The organism is Entomoplasma ellychniae (assembly GCF_002930155.1).
Taxonomy (GTDB): Bacteria; Bacillota_I; Bacilli_A; order Mycoplasmatales; family Mycoplasmataceae; genus Entomoplasma; species Entomoplasma ellychniae.
Genome location: NZ_PHND01000001.1, coordinates 509,705 through 530,219, shown reverse-complemented (window position 1 = coordinate 530,219; position 20,515 = coordinate 509,705). Strand labels below are relative to the sequence as shown.

The window sequence follows — 20,515 nt, the reverse complement described above, 5'->3', positions numbered from 1 at the left end:
ACATTTATAAGTTTATATTTTATAATATAATACAAAAGGAGACACATATGTCATTCGTAAAAAGTAATCAAAAACACAAGAACTCATGAAGTTTATTCTTTCAATTAATAGTTATAATTTTAATTATCATAGTTTTTAAAGTAACTAATCAACTTACCTTAGGAAATCAAGAATGATTAGAAAAAATCAATCAACTAATCATAGGAACTAATGAAAAATGATTTAATGGTTTTAACATATTGCAATCAATTGTAGGACCAATTGGTTTTAAATCTTTTATACAATTCAAATCAGTATTTGGTACTGAGGTTGCATTACCAGTATTGTTTGATATGATTTTAAATTGAGCAACAGTTTTGTTTTTAATTTTGTACATTCAATTAATATTTTTCTCAATTAGAAGGGAAAATAGATTTAACAGAATCATTAGTGAAAAAGATGAGGATTTTGAATTAATTGAAGTTAAACAAAAAGTTGAAAAACCAGTTATTGTCCAAGAAGTTAAACAAGAACCTTTAGTTGAAGAAAAACCAGTTAAACTAAAGACAAAAAAACAAAAAGTTGAAAAACCAGTTATTGTCCAAGAAGTTAAACAAGAAGATACACTTATAGCTAATCCAAAAAAACAAAAAGTTGAAAAACAAGTTTCTGCTAAACCAGCAAAAATAAAGTCTGAAAAATTAACAAAAGAAGCTAATGTTAAACCAATTTCAAATTCATCAGCTAAAACATCTTTTGAAACAGTTCAAGTTACAAAAAAACATTATGAACAAGTTTCAAAAGCAGATATTTTAAAAAAACTATATGAAGTTTTCCCTAATGAGAAAAAATCATATATGAAAAATACTATTGAAGTAATTTTTAAAATTATTGGAGATAAAATAAACTTAAGAGAAGAAGTTATTATTAACAATTTCGGAAAGTTTATTTCTCAACATAAAGATGCAAGACAAGGAATTAATCCTTTAACAGGACAACAGCTTGATATAGAAGCGTCAAACACAATTAAGTTTAAAGCAGCAAAACACCTTAAAGATGAAATGACAAAACAAACTTGAACAGGTTTATATTTTGTAAATAAACAAGTTGAAATGGATAAAACTATAGTTGATGAAAAAGTTAATGATTTTATAATTGAAGAAAAAACAAAATCAACATCTAAACCTAAAGTTGAAAAAAATCAGCAATCAGCAGAAGAGTTACTAAAAAAATATGAAAAAAATTTAAAAGAAAAAAAACCTAGTCAATTAAATTCAAAAATGTCAACACAAGAAAGAGCTAAATTAGATGGATCTGATTCAATTGAAGAAACCAGATCTGAATTACAAAAACACGCAAATTCAATTAGAAAAATTGCAACTGAAAAAAACTTAAAAAAAAGTTTAAGTGATATTAACTTGCGCGACATGACTAAAAAAGAAATAATTGTTTATATGCACAAAGTTAAACAAGAACTTTCAAAATAATTTTTGAGATAAATCTTGAATAAATAAAAAGCCCCAATAAGGCTTTTTATTTTATGGTAATTATTATAGAGAAGAGAAAAAAATGTTTAAAAAAGTTGACAAAAATTCTAAATGTTATGAATTTTGAAGTTTATTCTTATTAATAATAGGAATTTGCGTAGGGAGTGGTATTTACCTTAAAAATAAAGAATTAATAGAACAGACAAAAAACCCATTAATATCAGTTATTTTATGACTAGTAATAGGTTTTATTTGTGTTATATCATTTGTAACATTTATAGAAATTGCTAGATCTACTATAGACGGTGGAAACGGAACAACAAGTAATTGATCTAGAATTTTTATAAGTAGAAAAGTTGCATCTTTGTATTCAATATTTTATATATTTATATATATGCCTTCATATCAAGCAATATTTGTAGCAGCAACGATAACATATTTTTTAGAAATGGTGGGAGCTAAATTACTGCCATATCAATTATTATTAATATTTTTGATAATTGGTGCAAGTCTATATATCATGGGTGTTATATTAAATTTGAAAGCAAGTAAGTTTTCAAAATCACTTCAACTTTGAAGCTTACTAATAAGATACATACCACTTATAGTAGCTTTTTTTGCTGGTTTTATTCTAGCGATTTTTAGTAAAAATAATTGAAATTTAAATTCTACTGGTGATGCAACAACATGAAATATGTTTGCTGGTTTTGGAGCAATTTTATTCTCATTTGATGGATATACATTTGCAGCTAATAAACAAAAAAATATTAAAAATAAAGAAGTAGTTGGAAAAGCAATAATCATGGGTTTAATTTTTATTTCAATTTTTTACTTTTTAATGGCAATATCACTTTTTATGGGTGGTGATGGAAGTATACAATCTGTTTTAATTAGAGTAATTTCATTGGGAGAACCAAAAAAAGATAGCGCAGCGACAAAAGTTGCTACAGTTATTACTTTAGGGATAATGACAACAATTTATTTATTAAACGTTAATATGTTTACTCATTTTGGAATAACAAGCATGGTATCTGATCATAATATGAAATTAGTTTATATGCCAAATGTTAAAAATAAAATTAAATTTGCAGCTATATTTCAATCAACTGTTTCATATTTGTTCTTTGCAGCACTTGTAATCTGCGCTGTTTTGGTCAGTAATGGGGATTACCAAGGAATAACAAGCAAAACTGCAAATAATTCCCTAGCTATGACTTATATTGGACAAATGGCTTCAGTTGCTGTAGTTCTTCAATTTTGGCTTTTAACATCTTTAATAGTTGCTGCGATGGTAAATAGATTTACTAAAAAAATTGATTTAGAAAAACAAAAAGGATTTTGACCATGTTCTATAATAAGTTTAATTGCTTTTACAATTGTTGATATTTTTGGATTACTTGTTTTTCTTGTTCCGGATTTAATAAAATCTCGAGAGCTTAAGACTAATTGAGTTGAGTCTGGTGGTTTAATATTCACAATGATATTTATAACTTCAATCTTATTTGTTGTTATAATGTGATTAGTGCAAGAAGAAATTTTCAAAATTAAACCTTTTAAAAATAGTTTTGAAGACTTGGTTGACAAAAACATGAAAGTTAATAACTGAGAAAATTAGGAGCAAATATGTTTAAAAAAAGTAATATACCAAATTTTTTAACTATGTTAAGGATTTTTTTAGGATTAGTTGTAATTATTTTATTATCAATTTTAATAATCTTTAAAAAAGATGTAGAAAGTCGCGGTTCATTCAAGATTGATCACTTTTTACTAGCTGCTGGAATTGTGTTTATAGCAGCCAGTGTCACTGATTTTTTAGACGGATACATAGCAAGAAAATATAGTTATGTTTCTGAATTTGGAAAATTTTTTGACCCAATTGCAGATAAAGTACTAATTAATGCAACATTAATTTTATTTATTCCTTTAGGATTAATCCCTTTTTGAATAACATTAATTTTAATATTAAGAGATACTGTTGTTGATTTTATAAGAATGATTTTGAGTTCTAAACAAATAACATTATCTGCAGGAATACTAGGTAAATTAAAAACTGTATTTCAAATGGTTGGCTTATCAATATTGTTTTTTCTAGCATACTTTGTAAATTTTCAAGGTATTGAAACAAATGACATTGAAACAAAAGATATAATAATTAAACAAGTTATTTTAATTCCGATGTATATAGCAACTGCATTTAGTTTAATTAGTGGAGTTACTTACTTTATAAAAGCAAAGTCACAACTTTTTTAAGATAAATTGTTTATTAAATCAAAGGAGACTAATGCCAATAAATTGATCAGTTTTTAAATCGATACTTAATATTGATATTAATAGTAGCCAACAAGAACAATTGCTTAATTTTTATGAAATACTAAAACAAGAAAATAAAAAACATAATTTAACAAGAGTTATTAATTTTGAAGAGGTATTTTATAAACATTTTTTAGATTGTTTAGTGTTTACCCAAAATATTAAATTGAATGACCAAAAAATTATAGATATTGGTTCTGGAGCTGGCTTTCCTGGAATAGTATTAAAAATAATTTTCCCAAATACAAAAATAACACTATTAGATTCAAATAATAAAAAAATCAGTTTTTTAAATAAAGTTATTAATGATTTAAAGTTAGTGAATATAAGAGCAGTTCATGAAAGAGCAGAAGCATTATCACGAATTGAAAATGAAGAATACGATATTGTTATTTCTAGAGCTGTAGCATATCTTGATGTAATTCTTGAGTTAAGTGTTAGGTTTGCTAAAAAAAATGGCAAAATAATACTTCTAAAGGGGCCAAGAGGTGAACAAGAACTTGCTTCACAAGTTAAATTAGCACCAAAATTAAATTTAAAATTAGATGATGTTTCACATTTTTATCACAGTGAAATAGGTAAAAGAATTAATGTGTTTTTCACAAAAGTGAAAGAAACTCCTGAACTATACCCAAGAGAATATGCAAAAATAGTAAAAGAAAGCACAAAAAACAATGCATAAGGATTTAGAAATTGGTGACTATGTCATTTTAAAAAAATCTCACCCAAGTAAAACAAAAAAGTGAAAGTTAATTAAAATTGGAGCCAATTATAAATTTCAAAGCTTTGAATTATATAATCTTTTTATAGAGTTGGATAGGCCAACTATGGATAAAACAATTAAATATATAGAAAAGAAGGAGAATTAAAATGAGTTTAAAAGTTGGTATAGTAGGTTTACCAAATGTAGGTAAATCAACATTATTTAATGCAATCACAAATTCAAGAGTTGAAGCAGCTAATTATCCTTTTGCAACAATTGAACCAAATGTAGGTGTTGTTGAAGTGCCTGATTTAAGACTTGAAAACATTTATAAAATATTTTCATCAAAGAAAAAAATATCAACAACCATTGAATTTGTTGATATAGCTGGTTTAATTGCTGGGGCTTCTAAAGGAGAAGGTTTAGGAAATGCATTTCTAGCAAACATTAGAGAAACTGATGCGATTTGTGAAGTAGTTAGATGTTTTGATAATAAGGATATTACTCATGTTGAAGGAAATGTTGACCCAATTAGAGATATTGAAATTATTAATTTAGAATTAATGCTTTCTGATGAAGCTTCTATTAAAAAAAGAATTGAAAGAATTACACCCAAAGTAAGGGGTGGAGATAAAGTTTTAAATGCTGAATTGGAATTATTAACAAAAGCTGAAGCTTGTCTTCAAAATAATAAACTTTTAAATACATTAGAACTTAACGAAGAAGAAAGAAAAATATTTTCACATTTTCAGTTTTTGACAGCAAAAACTTTTATATATTTATGTAATGTAAATGATAATGAGTTGTCATTTGATAATGAGTATGTTCTTAAAGTGAAAGAATTTGCAAAACAAACTAATTCGTCAGTTGTTAAAATTTGTGCGAAGATTGAAGAAGATCTTTCAGATGCATCTGAAGAAGAAAAAAAAGAATTCCTATCTGATTTAGGTGTTGAGTTCTCAGGTTTAGAACAACTTATTAAAGCAGCATATGATGCTCTTGGTTTGCAAACTTATTTTACAGCCGGACCTCAAGAAGCAAGAAGTTGGCAATTTAAAAGAGGGTGAACAGCACCTCAATGTGCCCGGGTAATTCATACAGATTTCGAAAAAGGTTTTATTAAAGCTGACATATACAATGTTGAAGATTTAATGGTATGTGGAGATGAAAAAAAAGTCAAAGAATCTGGAAAAATGCGATTAGAAGGAAAAAGTTATATCATGCAAGATGGTGATGTATGCTTCTTTAAATTTAATGTCTAATTACAAAACCTTTAAAAATCTTTTATATCAAGGACATGATATAAAATATACATTGAGTTACAAAGACCAAAAACACATTATTTTAAAAGTTGTTGCTGGTGAAATAAAAGTTAGTGCGCCCCACTTTGCTGAATTATGAGAAATAGAAAGAATACTTTATAAAAATATTACAAAAATATTGTCTGTTCAAAGTAACCACATTGTTACTTCTGTTTATGATTTAAATGCGTCGCAGCCATGGATTAAAATCATGGGAGAAAAATATCAAATTGAAATAAATGAAGAAATTACTAGAGCAAAAATAGTTGATAAAACAATTAAAATTAAAAATTATTATGACCAAGAAATTCAAATTAAAAAAATTTATAGCTTGATAGCAAAAGAATTTAAAAACTGATTTATAAGTAGAACAATAGATTGAAGTGTTAAAATGAATATCCCATTTAAAAACGTATCTGTTAAACTTATGAAAGCTAAGTGAGGTTATTGTTTACCAAAAGAATCAAAAATTTCTTATAATACAAAGTTACTACATTTTGATGATGAACATATAAGTTATGTAATTATTCATGAACTTGCACATATTCTTCACGCAAATCACTCAAAAGAGTTTTGAAACTTTGTAGAACAATATTCACCTAAATATCGTGAGATTCGAAAAACATTAAATTCTACTGGTGTTTAACACAAAGCATTTTTAAAATGTTATTATATTTCTTAAGTGATTAGGAGGTTATTATGAAAAGTTTATTTATTAAAACTGTTCATTTACCGTTATCACAAATAATTTTTTTCATTCTTTCATAGTCACCATTGTTTGGTGACTATTTTTTTTGAAAAAATATAAAAGGAGAAAAATAATGGAAACTATTTTAGATAAAGATAAAGTTGCTTTAGCACTTGATGTTCATGAAAAACCAAGATCAAAATTGCAATGAACAATTTTGTCATTACAACACGTATTTGCTATGTTTGGTTCAAATGTATTAGTTCCTATGATAATAAATAGTACAATTTGTCCTTCGGGCAATTTTCACTTAATGAATCCATCAATGGCTTTGTTTGCATCAGGGTTAGGTACTTTAATATATATAGCTTTAACAAAAGCAAAAGTACCAGTTTACTTAGGTAGTTCTTTTGCTTATATGATTGCTGTTGGTACATCATATAAAAATTATGGTAACTCAGTATTTTTTGCTATAATGTTTGTCGGTTTAATATATATATTATTCGGCATAACAATTTATTTCTTAGGAAGTGGATTTGTTAAAAAAATATTCCCCCCAATTGTTGTTGGACCACTAATTGTAATAATAGGATTGAGTGCAGCTCCAGCATCACTAGTGAATTCAGGAATTACTGGTAAAGATTGATCTGAGGTTGGAAATGTTAATTATCCTCAATGAATTGCGTTTTTAATAGCTTTTATAACGTTTATAGCTATTGTTATAATAACAATTAAAGCAAAAGGGATATCAAAAATAATTCCAGTAATAATCGGTATTGCTGTAGGTTTTTTGACAGCTATCATTATTCACATTTGTAAACCAAGTTGAGGTCTAATAGACACATCCAAAATAACTGATGTTTCAAAATGAGAATGATACCCTTCATTTCAACCATTTTGAAAAGATATTACAGTTAAAAAAATAGGTCTTTCTATTATAGCAATTGCACCATTAGCTATTGTTGGTATGTCTGAACACATTGGTGACCATATAAGCATTGGAATGATAACAAATAAAGATTTTGTTAAAGATCCTGGTTTGCACCGCACACTTATAGCTGATGGAGTTTCAATCATTGTTGACGGATTTATTGGTGGACCACCCAATACAACTTATGGAGAAAACACAGCGGTTGTAGGTATAACAAGAATTGCATCAGTTTGAGTTACTGGATTTGCAGCTGTTATAGCAATGATTTTAGCATTTATAGCACCGGTCAATCAAACAATATCAATGATTCCAGCACCTGTGATGGGGGGTATTGGAATGGTTATGTTTGGATTTATAAGTATAAATGGAATTAGAATACTAGCAACAAGTGATGTAGATTTTTTGAATATGAAAAACATTTTTGTAACTTCAACTATTCTTGTTCTTGGAATAGTACTAAGTATTATTGGAGATTCTATATTTGGTTTGCCTGGGATTGGCATTGCTGCATTTGCTGGAATATTATTAAATTTACTATTACCAGAAAAAATGCATCAAGGCATGCTTTATTTTTCAATCTTTAATAGAAAAAAATCAAAAAAAAGTAAATAAAAAAACATATAATCTACTCCCTCTTTTTCAGAAGTGTAGATTATATTTTTAACATTTTATTTGAAGCACTTATTTGTTTTTATACTAAATGGCATCTTTTTGAAGGCTAAGTGCTATTATTTAGATATACAGGAAAACAAAACTTTGCTAAAATATAAAATAAATGTTTGACTGTAGAAAGGAAAACATTATGAAAAAAATATTAGCAATTAGTTCAACTATTTTAATAACTGTTAGCGGAACTTTGGCATTAACAGCAGCAACTTCTTTTGTAACTAAAATTTCATCAAGAAAACCAAATGATGAAATAAAATCTTTTAATAAAGTTATAAGTAATCAGATAATCAACTCACAAAAACACAACAATGATGAAAATTTTGAACAAATTTTGTTTCTTAATAATCAAGAATTAAAATTAGAAAAAGTAGATGTTAGGAGAGAATTAGACAGCTTATTTTATAGTTTTTTTCAAAATAAATAAAAAAGTACTTCTGGAAAAATTGAAAATAATTACATTATGGAATATGCAAAAAATGAGTCTCAAAAAATTCTTGATTCTTTCGAAAAAGAAAACATAAGTTTTTCAAGTCTTATTAATTTTTTACAAAGAACAGTTCCTGATTTTGGAAAAACATATAATCTATATTTAAATGATGGTGCAGGTGTTAATGTGTCTGCAAACCATAAATTAAATGAAGTTGCTTTTCAAAGAAATCTTAGTAGCCGTATGTCATTGGGAGGAGGAGGACATTTCACCCATACTTATACAAATACAGAAAGTCTACAAAAAAATCGGGAGTTAGTAGAAAAGTTAAGAACATCTAAAGCTTCAATTACTACAATAGCAGCGACTGCTGCTATTGCTGCTGCTGGCTTTTATGCAACTGGTGTTTTATTACCTTGGGCTGTTACTTGTACTGCAATTAGTGTTATTGCTTCAACTGCAGCAGCAGGTCTTTCGCTGGCATTAACAAATTATGATAAAGAAATGAGTAAAATAAATAAAGGTTTTTCAACATTATCAGCAACTATAACATTAGGTCACTCTCTAGGCAAAACAGCAAAAGCTATTTTATTAACTTTAACTACTACTGCCGCTCCATTATCTTGGGCTTTTCCAGCAGTTCTTGCATTAATTGCTACCTCTACAGCAATTAATGCTTGAATAGATGCAAGTAAGAAAGGAATATAATATGATTTCAACTAAAGACTTAATAGAATTAGCAATTATGTTGGTAGCGATATACATTTCAGCATTATTAGTTATATTTCCTTTGATGCACTGAGCAGTTAGCGTAGATTTAAAAGTTAAGTATAAATTGGTCGGAACTTTCATTAGTTCAAAATTTGATTTAGATAATTTTCCAATAATTTTAAAAGGAGACAAGGAAAAATTATTAACCTTTTATTTTTGAACGATTTTATTATCAATTATAACATATGTTGGTTTTTTATTTTTTATACCAAGTGATTCTAGCGTCTTTAAATTTTATATTATAGCTATGTCAATTTCTCTTTTATTAGCTCTGATTCTTGTTAGTTTTTTTATTTATCGAGTTAATAAGAAGTTAAAATTATTGAAGCTGTATTCAAAAAAATATATTATTGAATATTTTAAAAATGAAATTAAAAAGCATGAAACAACATCGGAATACAAACAATTTACTTTATATAATGAATGAAATGAAAAATTTTCATTCCACAATTGACGAATTCAATTTCAACAAAGAAGATTTCAAAAAAAACTAAAAGCTTCTAATTTAAAAAATGATTACTATAAACAATTCAAATTGTTTTTAAAATATCTAAGAATTAATGCTTATTTTATTAGTCAAACAAAACAAATAGATTCAATAAAAATTAAAACCGATAATCAAGAAATAAGTATAAAAGATTTAAAATCACTTTTAGTTGAAAATTTTATTGCTATGCTCCAAAATTCCTAAAAAAATAAAATCTGTTGTCAGTGTGATAACAGATTTTATTTTTTTGCTTTAACATTATTGCGTTTTTTTGAATTTTTAAATTCCTTTTTTTCAACGCTATCTTCTTTTACAACAGAAACATATTCTTTTCAAGTTCCATCTGGTTGCTCGTATTCTCTATAACCACACTTAGTTATAGTAAAATTTGAGCACCCACGACCCCTATTAAATTTAGATTTAATAAACACAAGACTGCCTTCACCACATCTTGGGCAAGGTATATCACTTGTTTTAGAATTTTGAATAACTTGTTTTACTGATTCTGATAATTCTTTATATAATTCACTTAATCAATGTTTATAATCGAATTTTCCTTCAGCAATTTCATCAAGTTTTTCTTCCATATTAGCAGTATAATTTAAGTTAAAAAATTCTAAGTATTTATCATATAAAAATCTTTCAGCTTCATATCCTTTTTCGGTAACTTCAAATGGTTTTCCTCTATGTGGTATGGCATATTCTCTTTCTTTTAACTTTGTTAAAGTTGGAGAATATGTTGAAGGTCTTCCAATTCCAAGTTCTTTAAGTTCTTTTATTAAACTTGCTTGATTAAACATTCTGGGAGGAGAAGTTTTAGCTTCTTCCATAATTATTAAGTCTTTTGATATGTCTATTGAAAAGTCTGCATTCATTTCAAAAGCAGGTTTATCAATATCAATTTCTTGGATTTCATCACCATTTTCGTCTAATTCAATATTTTCATCAGTATCGTTAGCTTTTAAACCATTATAACCTTGATCTAAAGTTTCTTTTCAAGATTGTTTAAATTCATACCCATTATTTCAAAAAGTTCAATTATGATAATAACCACTTGGTCCTTTCATTAATGATTTGATGGTATTTCACCAAATTAAGTTGTAAAGTCTTGCTGCATTCTTATCATCAACTATTGTCTCGATGTTATCGGGTCTTTGATCTAAATTTGTTGGTCTTATTGCCTCATGAGCTTCTTGTGCATTTGCTTGTGTTTTAACTGGAACTGCATCTTTAAATAAGCCATTTTTAAAATTTTTATTAATAAAGTCTTTTGCTTCAGCAGTAAATTCTGTTGAAAATTTATTTGAGTCAGTTCTTATATAAGTTATAAGACCTGCTTCATATAGTTTTTGTGAAGCAACAGTGATTTGAGCAGCACTCATTCTTAACTTACTAAATCCATCTTGAAGTAAACTAGCTGTTGAAAAAGGTTTAAAACTTCTAACTTCAAAAGGTTTTGATTTATATGACTCGCATTTAAATGTTGAGCTTAAATTTTTTAAAATGTTGTTGGCTTGTTCTTCAGAAACAAAATAAGTTTTTTCTGTATTGACAATTAAGTTGTTATCATCTCGGTGTAAGGTTAAATTAATATTTCTTTTTGAATCAATAACAAATATTTTTTTATAAATTATTTCTTTAAAAGCTTTAATAATTTTATCTCTTTGAACTAAAATATTAAGTGCAGGAGTTTGAACGCGACCAGCGCTTAATAATCCAGTGCCTTTTTGTAAGGAATTAGAAACCAAATACCCAATAATTTTGTCCAACATTTGTCTTGAAAGTTGTGCGTTAACTAAATTTTGATCAATATCTCTCATTTCACGGAATGCTTTAACAACAGCTGCTTCGGTGATTTCATTAAATGTTGCTCTTTTAATTACTTTTTTATCTTTGATAAATAAGTTAGAAAGATGTCATGCAATTGCTTCACCTTCTCTATCAGGATCAGAAGCCAATATTATTTCGTCTGCATTTTTACCAGCCTTAACAATTTCAGCAACGTTTTTCTTTTTTAATTTGTCAACAGTAAATTTTGGAGTTACTGTTTCAAAGTCAATACCAAGTGCTCAAGGCCCAGAATCAGATATTCTGTTGATGTGCCCCCCACTAGCCATGACTTCATAATTATTTTCAGGAAAGTTATCTTCTAAAAAATGCTTTATTTTATCTATTTTTGATGGTGATTCTAATAAGACTAATATATTTGACATTTACTTACCCCCTTCATCCAATATATTAAACACTATTTTTTGAAAGAAAAACAAAATTTTATAAAATTATTTTTTGCACAATAAAATATGTAAAGTATTTAAATAATATTTATTTAAAAAAATAATCAAGTAAATAATAATAACTAAAAATTAAATATTTTCAAAAATAAAAGTATAAAATTATTACCAATTAGTGAGGAAAAAAACATGACTGAAAAAATTAGATTGAGATATGCTCCATCACCTACAGGTTACTTACATATAGGCAATACAAGAACAGCTTTAATGAATTACTTATTTGCTAAACATTTTAATGGTGACTTTATAGTTCGAATTGAAGACACAGATCTTGAAAGAAATGTTGAAGGTGCTATTGAATCACAATTTGCAAACTTAGAATGATTAGGAATTGATATAGATGAATCATTTTTTAAACCAGGTAATGAATCATATGGAAAATATAAACAATCTGAAAAATTTAAAAGATATGAAGATTTTGCAAATAAACTTGTAACTCAAAAAAAAGCATACTTTTGTTTTTGTACTCTTGAAGAATTAGAACAAGATTATAAACAACAAGAAGCAAAAGGAATAGTTGCTACAAAATATTCTGGAAAATGCAAGTTACTTTTACAAGAAGAAATTGATAAAAAGATTTCTAACAATCAAGAATATTCAATAAGATTTGCTGTCATTGACGATCAGATTCATTTCGAAGACTTTGTTAAAGGGAATATTAGTTTTGATTCAAGTCAACTAGGAGATTTTGTGATTTTAAAATCCAACAAAATAGCTACATATAATTTCGCTGTAGTGGTTGATGATCATGATATGGATATAACACACGTATTAAGAGGTGAAGAACATATTTCCAATACACCAAGACAAATACTTATTTATAAAGCTTTTGATTGAAAAATGCCTGTATTTGGTCACATGTCATTAATAATTGATAGCTCAGGTAAAAAGTTATCAAAAAGAAGTGGTAATGCTTTATTTTTCATTGAACAGTATAAAAAACAAGGTTATTTACCAGAAGCTATGCTTAATTACATTTCATTATTAGGATGATCACCAAGTGGAGAAAAAGAAATTTTTAGTAAAGATGAACTAATAAAAATATTTGATGATAAAAGATTTAGTAAATCACCTTCAACTTTTGATATGACAAAAATGAAATGAATCAATTCTCAGTATATGAAAAAAATGAGTGATGAAAAATATTTAGATTTTGTTTTTAATTTTATAAATAAAGAAATATATGGTATTGAAAGCAAAAGCAAAGATTGAACAAATAAAATGTTGTTATTGTTTAAAAATGAAATAGAATTTGGAGAACAAATTAACGACCATTTAGATTTATTTTTTGTTGATAAGCAAATTTCATTAGAACTAAAATCAAAATTTAATGAAATATTAAATGCACCATTAGTACTTAATGCTTTTGAACAAGGATTAGTAAATATAAAAGAATGAACAATTGAGGAAATTAAAGAGCTTATTAAAGTAGTTTCTAATATTACTCAAACAAAAGGCAAAGAATTGTTTATGTCAGCTAGAATTGGATGTACAGCATCAGAGCATGGCCCAAGTCTTGCTGATGTGATATATTTATTAGGAAAAGAAAAAGTTTTAGATAATATTAAAAAAGTAAAGTAGGTAAAATGCAAAAAGTTTTTAGAGATAGTGTACATGGAGATATATTTTTTGAAAAAGATATGTTTGTCGAAATATTAAATACACCTGAAATGCAAAGACTTAGAAGAATTTTTCAACTAGGTGGTTCACAATTTGCTTTTTCGAGTGCTACACACACAAGATTTATGCATTGTATAGGTGTTTATGAAGTTGTAAACCAATTTATAAATCTTTCTCAATTCAATTCTATAGATGAAAAAGAAAAAGACTTGATTAAGTTAGCTGGTTTAATGCATGATATTGGTCATGGTCCCTTTTCTCACACATTTGAAAAAGTTTCAAATAAAAGTCACGAAGAATATAGCGCAGAAATAATTTCAAACAAGAAAGGAAACATACGACCAATATTAGAAAAATACCAAATAAATCCTGATGAGGTTATTTCCATTCTTAAAGGTAAACACCCTAAAAAACAATTAAATTTATTAATAAGTAGTCAACTAGACGCAGACAGAATTGATTATTTAAAGCGTGACTCTTATAATTGTGGAGTGAACTATGCTTCTTTAGATACTAGTTTTTTAATTCGCAATGCAAAACTTATAGATGATAAAATTGTCTATCCCATTAAAACTGTTTATGCAATTGAATCTTATTTATTGGGAAGATATCACATGTACAAACAAGTTTATGAACACAAAGCATCAATAGCTTTTGACACACATTTCAGAACCTTATTTTTAAGGTTAAAAGATTTATATGATCTAAATTTTAAATTTAAAGAAAAAAGAATTAGTAAATACTTTTATTCAATGTTTGATCGTGGAGAAATACCAGTAGATCTATATTTAGAATTAGATGATATGACAACAATTGATATTATTAAAAATCTTGTTAAAGAGAATGATGAAATTCTTTCAGACTTAGCAAATAGAATTTTAAATAGACAATTTTTTAATTTTAAAGTTGCTGATGAATTTAAAGCAAAAGAAATAAAAAATAAACTTAAAGCAAAAGGTTTGGATTTAAAATACTACTTTATAGAATTTAAACCTAAAAAAACTTTAATATATAAAGACGGAGTAATTGATGGTAAAGATCAAAGTATTTACATTCAAGATTGAAATGGTAAAATAAAATCTTTTAATGAATTTAGCTTATTAGCAAATACAATAAAAGAAATAGAGCATGAAAAAATTGCAAAAAAATACTTGTTTCCAAAAGAAATGGTTTAGAATATACATTTAGGAGGTTCAAAATGACAAATAAACAAAATATTGATTTAGCGTACGATTTTTTAAAAAAAGCAAAGGGTCCATGTAAATTATTGGAAGTTTGAGAAGGAATTAAAGCTCAGGTTATTAACAACAAATCAGATGAAAACGAAACAATTGCTGATTTATATAGCGAAATGATTTTAGATAGTAGATTTGCTTTAAGTAAAACGCAAGGTTGAACTGTTGCTGATGGTAAAAAAGTTGAAAACATCAAAACAGAATTAAAAATAACCCCTAAAAAACCAAAAGATAAATCAGAAGAAGACTCTATTGATGATGAAGACGAGGACTTAGAAGTCTATGATGAACTTTTTGTTGAAGAAGAGGAAGAAGAAACTATTCAAGTTTTTTATAACGAAGACGAAGATTAATATATAATTAAAAAAGTTGTTGACTTTTATGTTTTAACAACTTTTTATTTTGAAAGGATATTATGGCAAAATATATTTTTATTACAGGAGGAGTTGTTTCTGGTCTTGGAAAAGGAATTACAGCATCTTCTTTAGGGACTATTTTAAAAGCAAGTGGAGTTAAAGTTTATATGCAAAAATTTGACCCATATTTAAATGTTGATCCAGGAACAATGAGTCCATACCAACATGGTGAGGTTTTTGTGACTGAAGATGGTGGAGAAACTGATTTAGATTTAGGGCACTATGAAAGATTTATTGATGTAAATTTATCTAAATTTTCATCCAACTCAGCTGGTAGAATATATAAAGATGCTATTAATGCTGAAAGAAGAGGGGATTGAGGTGGCCAAACAATACAAGTTGTACCACACATCACTAATTCAATTAAAAACAAAGTTTATCAAGCAGCTAAAACAAGTGGTGCTGATGTGGTTATAACTGAAATCGGTGGAACTGTTGGTGATATTGAATCACAACCCTTTATTGAGGCTATTAGACAAATAAGAATGGAAGAGGGAAAAGAAAACGTAATTTTTATTCATGTTGCTTTACTTGTTTATTTACAAACTTCAAAAGAATATAAAACTAAACCAATTCAAATGTCAGTAAAAGAGTTATTGTCATTAGGTATTCAACCAGATATTGTTGTTCAAAGAACTGATAAACCTTCATCAGGTGATATAAAAAATAAAATTTCGTTATTTTGTAATATACCATCATCACATGTAATTGATGCGGTTGACAGAAGTTCTATATATGAAGTTCCAATTGACATGTTTGATCAAAATCTTCATGAAATAGTAATAAAACAATTAAACTTAAAAACAACAAAAACAAATCTTCAACCATGAGTTAATTTTGTTGAAAAAATAAAAAAATCTTCTGAAGAATTTGAAGTTACTTTTGTTGGTAAGTACATTGAATTACAAGATGCTTATCTTTCTGTTATTGAATCACTAAAAATTGCTGGTTATGAATATAATAGGAAACTGAAAATTAATTGAATTCAAGCTGATAATATGACTCAAGAAAACTATGAAGAAATTTTAAAATCTTCAAAAGGTATTTTAGTACCAGGAGGATTTGGAGACAGAGGGATTGAAGGGATGATTCTTGCTGCTAAGTATGCAAGAGAAAATAACATTCCATATTTAGGTATATGTTTAGGCATGCAAATTGCTACAATATCTTATGCAAGAGATGTTGCTGGATTAAAATCTGCACACTCAACTGAATTTGATCAACACACAAAACAACCTGTTTTTGATTTTATAAAAGGTATTGATATAGAAAATCTTGGAGGAACTTTAAGATTAGGTCTTTATGAAACTCAAGTTAAAAAAAATACTCTATTAGAAAAACTTTATGAAAAATTAAATTTTTCAGAACGTCATCGTCATAGATACGAATTTAATAATGAGTTCAAAACAAAACTTGAACAAGCTGGATTAGTGTTTTCTGGAATTTACAAAGAACTTAATTTAGTCGAGGTTGTTGAACTACCAAATCATAAATTTTATATAGGTTGTCAGTTCCACCCTGAATTTACTTCAAGACCCAATAAACCAAACCCATTGTTTAGAGGTTTTGTAGAAGCAATTGTTAAAGAATAAAAAAAAATCTCGCTTGAGATTTTTTTATTTTATTCAAAATCTTTTATAATTGTGTTTTCCATTACTGCGAACATCTTCTAAAACCCCACCATTTTTAATAATAACTTTTTCTGATGCTAAATTTGTATCTAAGCAAGTAATTAAAACTTGATCAATTTTTTCTTTTTTGCAAATTTGCAATACTTGAAAAAGCATTTTGCTTGCAACACCTTTATTCCTATGTTTGGGAGAAACAGCATAACCAATATGCCCACCATAATTTAAAAGATAGTCATTAAGAGAAAGTCGCAAATTTATTAAACCTAACAAACTATCTGTTTCATCAACTGCTAAAAACTGTCTAAAAGACACTCAATTATTTTTACCAACACCTTTATTTACAAAATCAATTCAGTCAATAGTATTTTTAAAATCTAATAAATCAGCTGAACCTTGGACCCCATCAACTGATTCGCCAGAAAAAATAAAATCATTTTTTAATTCTTCTAATTGATTTAAGTATTTAATTTGTGGTTTTACTATTTTTATTCTCATACTTCTCTTTATTAAATTTTATATTAAGATTATAATCTATTTAGTTATAAAGCAGGAGGTATTATGTCAAATATTATTGAAATAAAAGATCTAGAAAAAAAATTTAAAGAAAAAATTGTTTTTAAAAATTTAAACCTTAATATTAAAAAAGGTGAAAAAGTAGCTATTATGGGTTCTAATGGGTGTGGTAAAACGACTTTAGTCGAAATGATTGCACAATTTGATAAACCTACTAGCGGAGAAATAAAAATAAACATTCAAGGAAATTTTAAAAATGAAATAGGCATTCAACTTCAAACTGGTGAGTGACCATCTGGAGTCACTCCACAAGATATGCTAATTTTTTATAGAAGCGTTTATCCAAAATTCACACCAGAGTGAGAAAAAGAAATTTCCACTGTTTTTGATATTCAAGATTTTATAAAAACACCATTAAAAAAGTTATCAGGTGGTCAAAGACAAAGGTTCAATGCGATGATATCTGTTATGAATAATCCTCAAATAGTCATACTTGATGAATTAACTACTGGATTGGATATGGAGTTACAAAATAAAATAATAGATTTTTTCAGCAAAAAATTAACTGAACTTAAACAAACACTATTATTAGTTTCTCACCATCCTGAAGAAGCAGAAATTTTGTGCAACAGAATTATAATTATAGCTGAGCAAAAAATATTTTTTGATGAAAAAATAAAAGATGTTATGAAAAAGTATGGTTCCTTAAGATCTGTAATGAATTTATTTTTTAAAGGAGAATTGAAAAATGAAATTAAATAATTTAAATTTTAAAAACCAAAGTAGTATTTTTAAAAACTTAAATCTACTTGTTTTTAAATCTTTTATAAAAGACTCAAGGAATTATGTATTCATGATAATTATGCCAATATTTTTAACAACAATATTTTTTTATGTTTTTGATAAAAGAGGGGCAACAGTTTTTAGTTATGCATTATTGCCTTGCTTAACAATCATAACATCTTTGACACCTTCAATAGTTGAATGAAAAAATTCAGTATTTTTAAAAAGAATAGATATTACTGGAGTAAAAAAAAGTATGTTTATTGCTTCAGTTTGATTTGTATACTTGTTGGCTGGTATAGTTTGTTATCTGATAATTTTAGTTTATGGATTAATATTGGCTTCAGTTTCTTTAAAAGGGAAAGATTTTATAGAATTTCAGCATATGTTTTCAACTATAAAATATGGATATTTAGTTTTGTCAATATTTTTAGTTTGTATAACTTCAATTGCAATTGCAACGTTTCTTGGAGGATTAGCTAATGCTCCAGGAGCAATACAGGGTATTGTAATGATAGTTTATTTTATTACAATGTTTTTATCTGGTGTGATGTTACCCCCACAATTAATATATTCAAGTAAAGTTTTAGTTATTGCTACATATCTTATTCCTCATAAATATTGTGTATTTTTATATTTGCATGCAATGAATCCTGGGGGTTGAAAAGATATAGTGAAAATCATGCCTACTCAAAATCCAATGTCATTTCAAGGTGCATATAATAGTTTTACACATTCTTGACAACCAATAATAGGATCAATATCAGCATTAATATTATTATTTATAATTACAATTAAAACATTTAAATGAACTGCAAAAAGATAATTATTTTTTAAAAAACTTTTAAAAGTTGTATAATCATAATGAATAAAAGAAAAAGAGGATAAAATGACAAGAATTTATAGTAAAAGATTAGTTAATGCTACTGCTATGGTTAAAGCAGCTCATGAAAATAAATATGCAATTGGACACTTCAATATCAATAACTTAGAATGAACTAAAGCTATTTTAGAAGCTGCTCAAGTTTCAAACACACCAGTAATATTAGGGACAAGTGAAGGTGCTATTAAATATATGGGTGGCCCAATTACAGTTGTAGGAATGGTTAATGGACTGTTAGAAGAATTAAATATATCAGTTCCAGTTGCTTTACACTTAGACCATGGTCAATCAATTGAAATGGCTAAAAAATGTATTTTAGCTGGTTATTCATCAATTATGTTCGATGGATCTCATTTACCTTATGAAGAAAATCTAGCTAAAACAAAAGAAATTTTAATTTTTGCTAATGAACACGAAGTTTCAGTTGAAGCAGAAATTGGTTCAATTGGTGGGGAAGAGGATGGAGTTGTTGGTAATGGTGAACTTGGTGATCCAATACAAGCAGCAGAAATTTCTAAAACAGGAATTGCAATGTTAGCAGCCGGAATTGGAAACATTCATGGTAAATACCCAGAATGATGAACAGGGTTATCATTTGATACTTTAAAAGATTTACAAGCAGCATGTAACATGCCTATGGTGTTACATGGTGGAAGTGGAATTCCTCAAGATCAAGTTATTAAAGCTATTTCATTAGGAATCTCAAAAATCAATGTTAATACTGAATTGCAATTAGCTTTTAGAGATGCTACAAGAAAATATATTGAAGCTGGAAAAGATCTTGATGATGCATCAAAAGGATTTGACCCAAGAAAATTATTAAATCCAGGTTACCAAGCGTTAAAAGAAACTTTTAATGAATTAACTGGTTGATTTGGGTGCCAAGGTAAAGCTTAATAAAAGTTTTAATGCAGCAAAAAATGCTGTATTTTTCATTTCTTTTTAAATAATTGTTATATACTTATAAATGTACTGAAATTATCTAAAATGATAACATAGTGTGAAAGGAGATACATTATGCCAAAAAAGGATATTCAACCAAAATACTTTGAAGAAGCAAAATTTACTTGTACAACTTGTTCAAATAAATTTATTTGTGGAACAACTAGAAAAGAAGAGGTAAGGGTTGACGTTTGTTCAAACTGTCACCCATTCTATTCAGGAGCTACAAACTTTGCTAACACAACAGGGCGTGTTGAACAATTTAAATCTAAATTTGCAAGAAAAGACGAAATTAATACATCTGTTCAGGAAGCATCTAAAAAGCAAAAACAAGAAAATAAATCAAAAGACAAAAAATAGAAAAAGTCAGCAATGGCTTTTTTGTTTTATAACACTTTAAAATAATACCCTTTTGTTTTAAAATTAAAAATAGTTATAAGTCATTTAG

The 20,515-nt window shown here is 27.0% G+C and carries 21 protein-coding genes; 19 read left to right on the top strand and 2 right to left on the bottom strand.

Annotated features, from left to right (window positions below):
• Positions 1-47 precede the first annotated feature (47 nt).
• From EELLY_RS02370 to EELLY_RS02320, 11 genes are all read left to right on the top strand, one after another.
• Complete coding sequence (locus EELLY_RS02370; RefSeq protein ID WP_104205874.1) at positions 48-1,466, top strand: HU family DNA-binding protein; 1,419 nt, start codon at positions 48-50, stop codon at positions 1,464-1,466.
• 82 nt (positions 1,467-1,548) lie between these two features.
• Entirely contained in the window at positions 1,549-3,081 is a 1,533-nt protein-coding gene (locus EELLY_RS02365; RefSeq protein WP_104205873.1) for an APC family permease, read from the top strand.
• Between the two features lie 8 nt (positions 3,082-3,089).
• Positions 3,090-3,716, top strand: a complete 627-nt coding sequence (pgsA, locus tag EELLY_RS02360) for a CDP-diacylglycerol--glycerol-3-phosphate 3-phosphatidyltransferase (protein ID WP_104205872.1) — start codon at positions 3,090-3,092, stop codon at positions 3,714-3,716.
• A 31-nt stretch (positions 3,717-3,747) separates the two neighbouring features.
• Positions 3,748-4,458, top strand: coding sequence for a 16S rRNA (guanine(527)-N(7))-methyltransferase RsmG (gene rsmG / locus EELLY_RS02355; RefSeq protein WP_104205871.1), 711 nt, complete (start codon positions 3,748-3,750; stop codon positions 4,456-4,458).
• Positions 4,451-4,645: a DUF951 family protein gene (locus tag EELLY_RS04405; protein ID WP_104205870.1), complete on the top strand. Its 195-nt coding sequence runs from the start codon at positions 4,451-4,453 to the stop codon at positions 4,643-4,645. Before rsmG ends, EELLY_RS04405 begins: the two co-directional genes overlap by 8 nt.
• Position 4,646: 1 nt before the next feature.
• Complete coding sequence (gene ychF / locus EELLY_RS02345; protein ID WP_104205869.1) at positions 4,647-5,741, top strand: redox-regulated ATPase YchF; 1,095 nt, start codon at positions 4,647-4,649, stop codon at positions 5,739-5,741.
• Positions 5,713-6,426, top strand: coding sequence for a YgjP family zinc-dependent metalloprotease (locus EELLY_RS02340; protein WP_245859146.1), 714 nt, complete (start codon positions 5,713-5,715; stop codon positions 6,424-6,426). The genes ychF and EELLY_RS02340 overlap by 29 nt, the downstream gene beginning before the upstream one ends.
• 175 nt (positions 6,427-6,601) lie before the next feature.
• Positions 6,602-8,011 (top strand): uracil-xanthine permease family protein, encoded by a 1,410-nt coding sequence (locus EELLY_RS02335; RefSeq protein WP_104205868.1) that lies wholly within the window; start codon positions 6,602-6,604, stop codon positions 8,009-8,011.
• Between the two features lie 190 nt (positions 8,012-8,201).
• Positions 8,202-8,492: a hypothetical protein gene (locus EELLY_RS02330; protein ID WP_104205867.1), complete on the top strand. Its 291-nt coding sequence runs from the start codon at positions 8,202-8,204 to the stop codon at positions 8,490-8,492.
• 36 nt (positions 8,493-8,528) lie between these two features.
• Positions 8,529-9,203: a hypothetical protein gene (locus tag EELLY_RS02325; RefSeq protein ID WP_104205866.1), complete on the top strand. Its 675-nt coding sequence runs from the start codon at positions 8,529-8,531 to the stop codon at positions 9,201-9,203.
• 1 nt (position 9,204) lies between these two features.
• The gene (locus EELLY_RS02320; RefSeq protein ID WP_104205865.1) at positions 9,205-9,957 is read left to right on the top strand and encodes a hypothetical protein; all 753 of its coding nucleotides are present in this window, start codon (positions 9,205-9,207) and stop codon (positions 9,955-9,957) included.
• A gap of 35 nt (positions 9,958-9,992) precedes the next feature.
• On the opposite strand, the gene EELLY_RS02315 is transcribed toward EELLY_RS02320, so the two are convergent.
• Positions 9,993-11,966, bottom strand: a complete 1,974-nt coding sequence (locus EELLY_RS02315) for a type IA DNA topoisomerase (protein WP_104205864.1) — start codon at positions 11,964-11,966, stop codon at positions 9,993-9,995.
• A gap of 207 nt (positions 11,967-12,173) precedes the next feature.
• Between EELLY_RS02315 and gltX the strand changes: the two genes are divergently transcribed.
• From gltX to pyrG, 4 genes are all read left to right on the top strand, one after another.
• A complete protein-coding gene (gene gltX, locus EELLY_RS02310; protein WP_104205863.1) occupies positions 12,174-13,625 on the top strand; it encodes a glutamate--tRNA ligase in 1,452 nt (483 codons plus the stop codon).
• 5 nt (positions 13,626-13,630) lie between these two features.
• The gene (locus EELLY_RS02305; protein WP_104205862.1) at positions 13,631-14,839 is read left to right on the top strand and encodes an HD domain-containing protein; all 1,209 of its coding nucleotides are present in this window, start codon (positions 13,631-13,633) and stop codon (positions 14,837-14,839) included.
• Positions 14,840-14,862: 23 nt separating this feature from the next.
• Positions 14,863-15,252: a DNA-directed RNA polymerase subunit delta gene (gene rpoE / locus EELLY_RS02300; RefSeq protein WP_104205861.1), complete on the top strand. Its 390-nt coding sequence runs from the start codon at positions 14,863-14,865 to the stop codon at positions 15,250-15,252.
• A gap of 62 nt (positions 15,253-15,314) precedes the next feature.
• Entirely contained in the window at positions 15,315-16,907 is a 1,593-nt protein-coding gene (pyrG, locus tag EELLY_RS02295; RefSeq protein ID WP_104205860.1) for a CTP synthase, read from the top strand.
• A 24-nt stretch (positions 16,908-16,931) separates the two neighbouring features.
• Here pyrG and EELLY_RS02290 read toward each other — a convergent pair whose 3' ends face one another.
• Entirely contained in the window at positions 16,932-17,441 is a 510-nt protein-coding gene (locus EELLY_RS02290; RefSeq protein WP_104205859.1) for a GNAT family N-acetyltransferase, read from the bottom strand.
• 63 nt (positions 17,442-17,504) lie between these two features.
• On the opposite strand from EELLY_RS02290, the gene EELLY_RS02285 reads away from it, so the two are divergent.
• The 4 genes from EELLY_RS02285 (at position 17,505) to rpmE (ending at position 20,427) form a co-directional block, all read left to right on the top strand.
• Positions 17,505-18,221 (top strand): ATP-binding cassette domain-containing protein, encoded by a 717-nt coding sequence (locus tag EELLY_RS02285; RefSeq protein WP_104205858.1) that lies wholly within the window; start codon positions 17,505-17,507, stop codon positions 18,219-18,221.
• Entirely contained in the window at positions 18,208-19,068 is an 861-nt protein-coding gene (locus EELLY_RS02280; protein WP_104205857.1) for an ABC transporter permease, read from the top strand. The genes EELLY_RS02285 and EELLY_RS02280 overlap by 14 nt, the downstream gene beginning before the upstream one ends.
• A gap of 63 nt (positions 19,069-19,131) precedes the next feature.
• Positions 19,132-20,022, top strand: a complete 891-nt coding sequence (gene fba, locus EELLY_RS02275) for a class II fructose-1,6-bisphosphate aldolase (RefSeq protein ID WP_104205856.1) — start codon at positions 19,132-19,134, stop codon at positions 20,020-20,022.
• Positions 20,023-20,142: 120 nt separating this feature from the next.
• On the top strand, positions 20,143-20,427 hold the full coding sequence (gene rpmE / locus EELLY_RS02270) for a 50S ribosomal protein L31 (RefSeq protein WP_104205855.1): 285 nt from the start codon (positions 20,143-20,145) through the stop codon (positions 20,425-20,427).
• Positions 20,428-20,515: the final 88 nt, after the last annotated feature.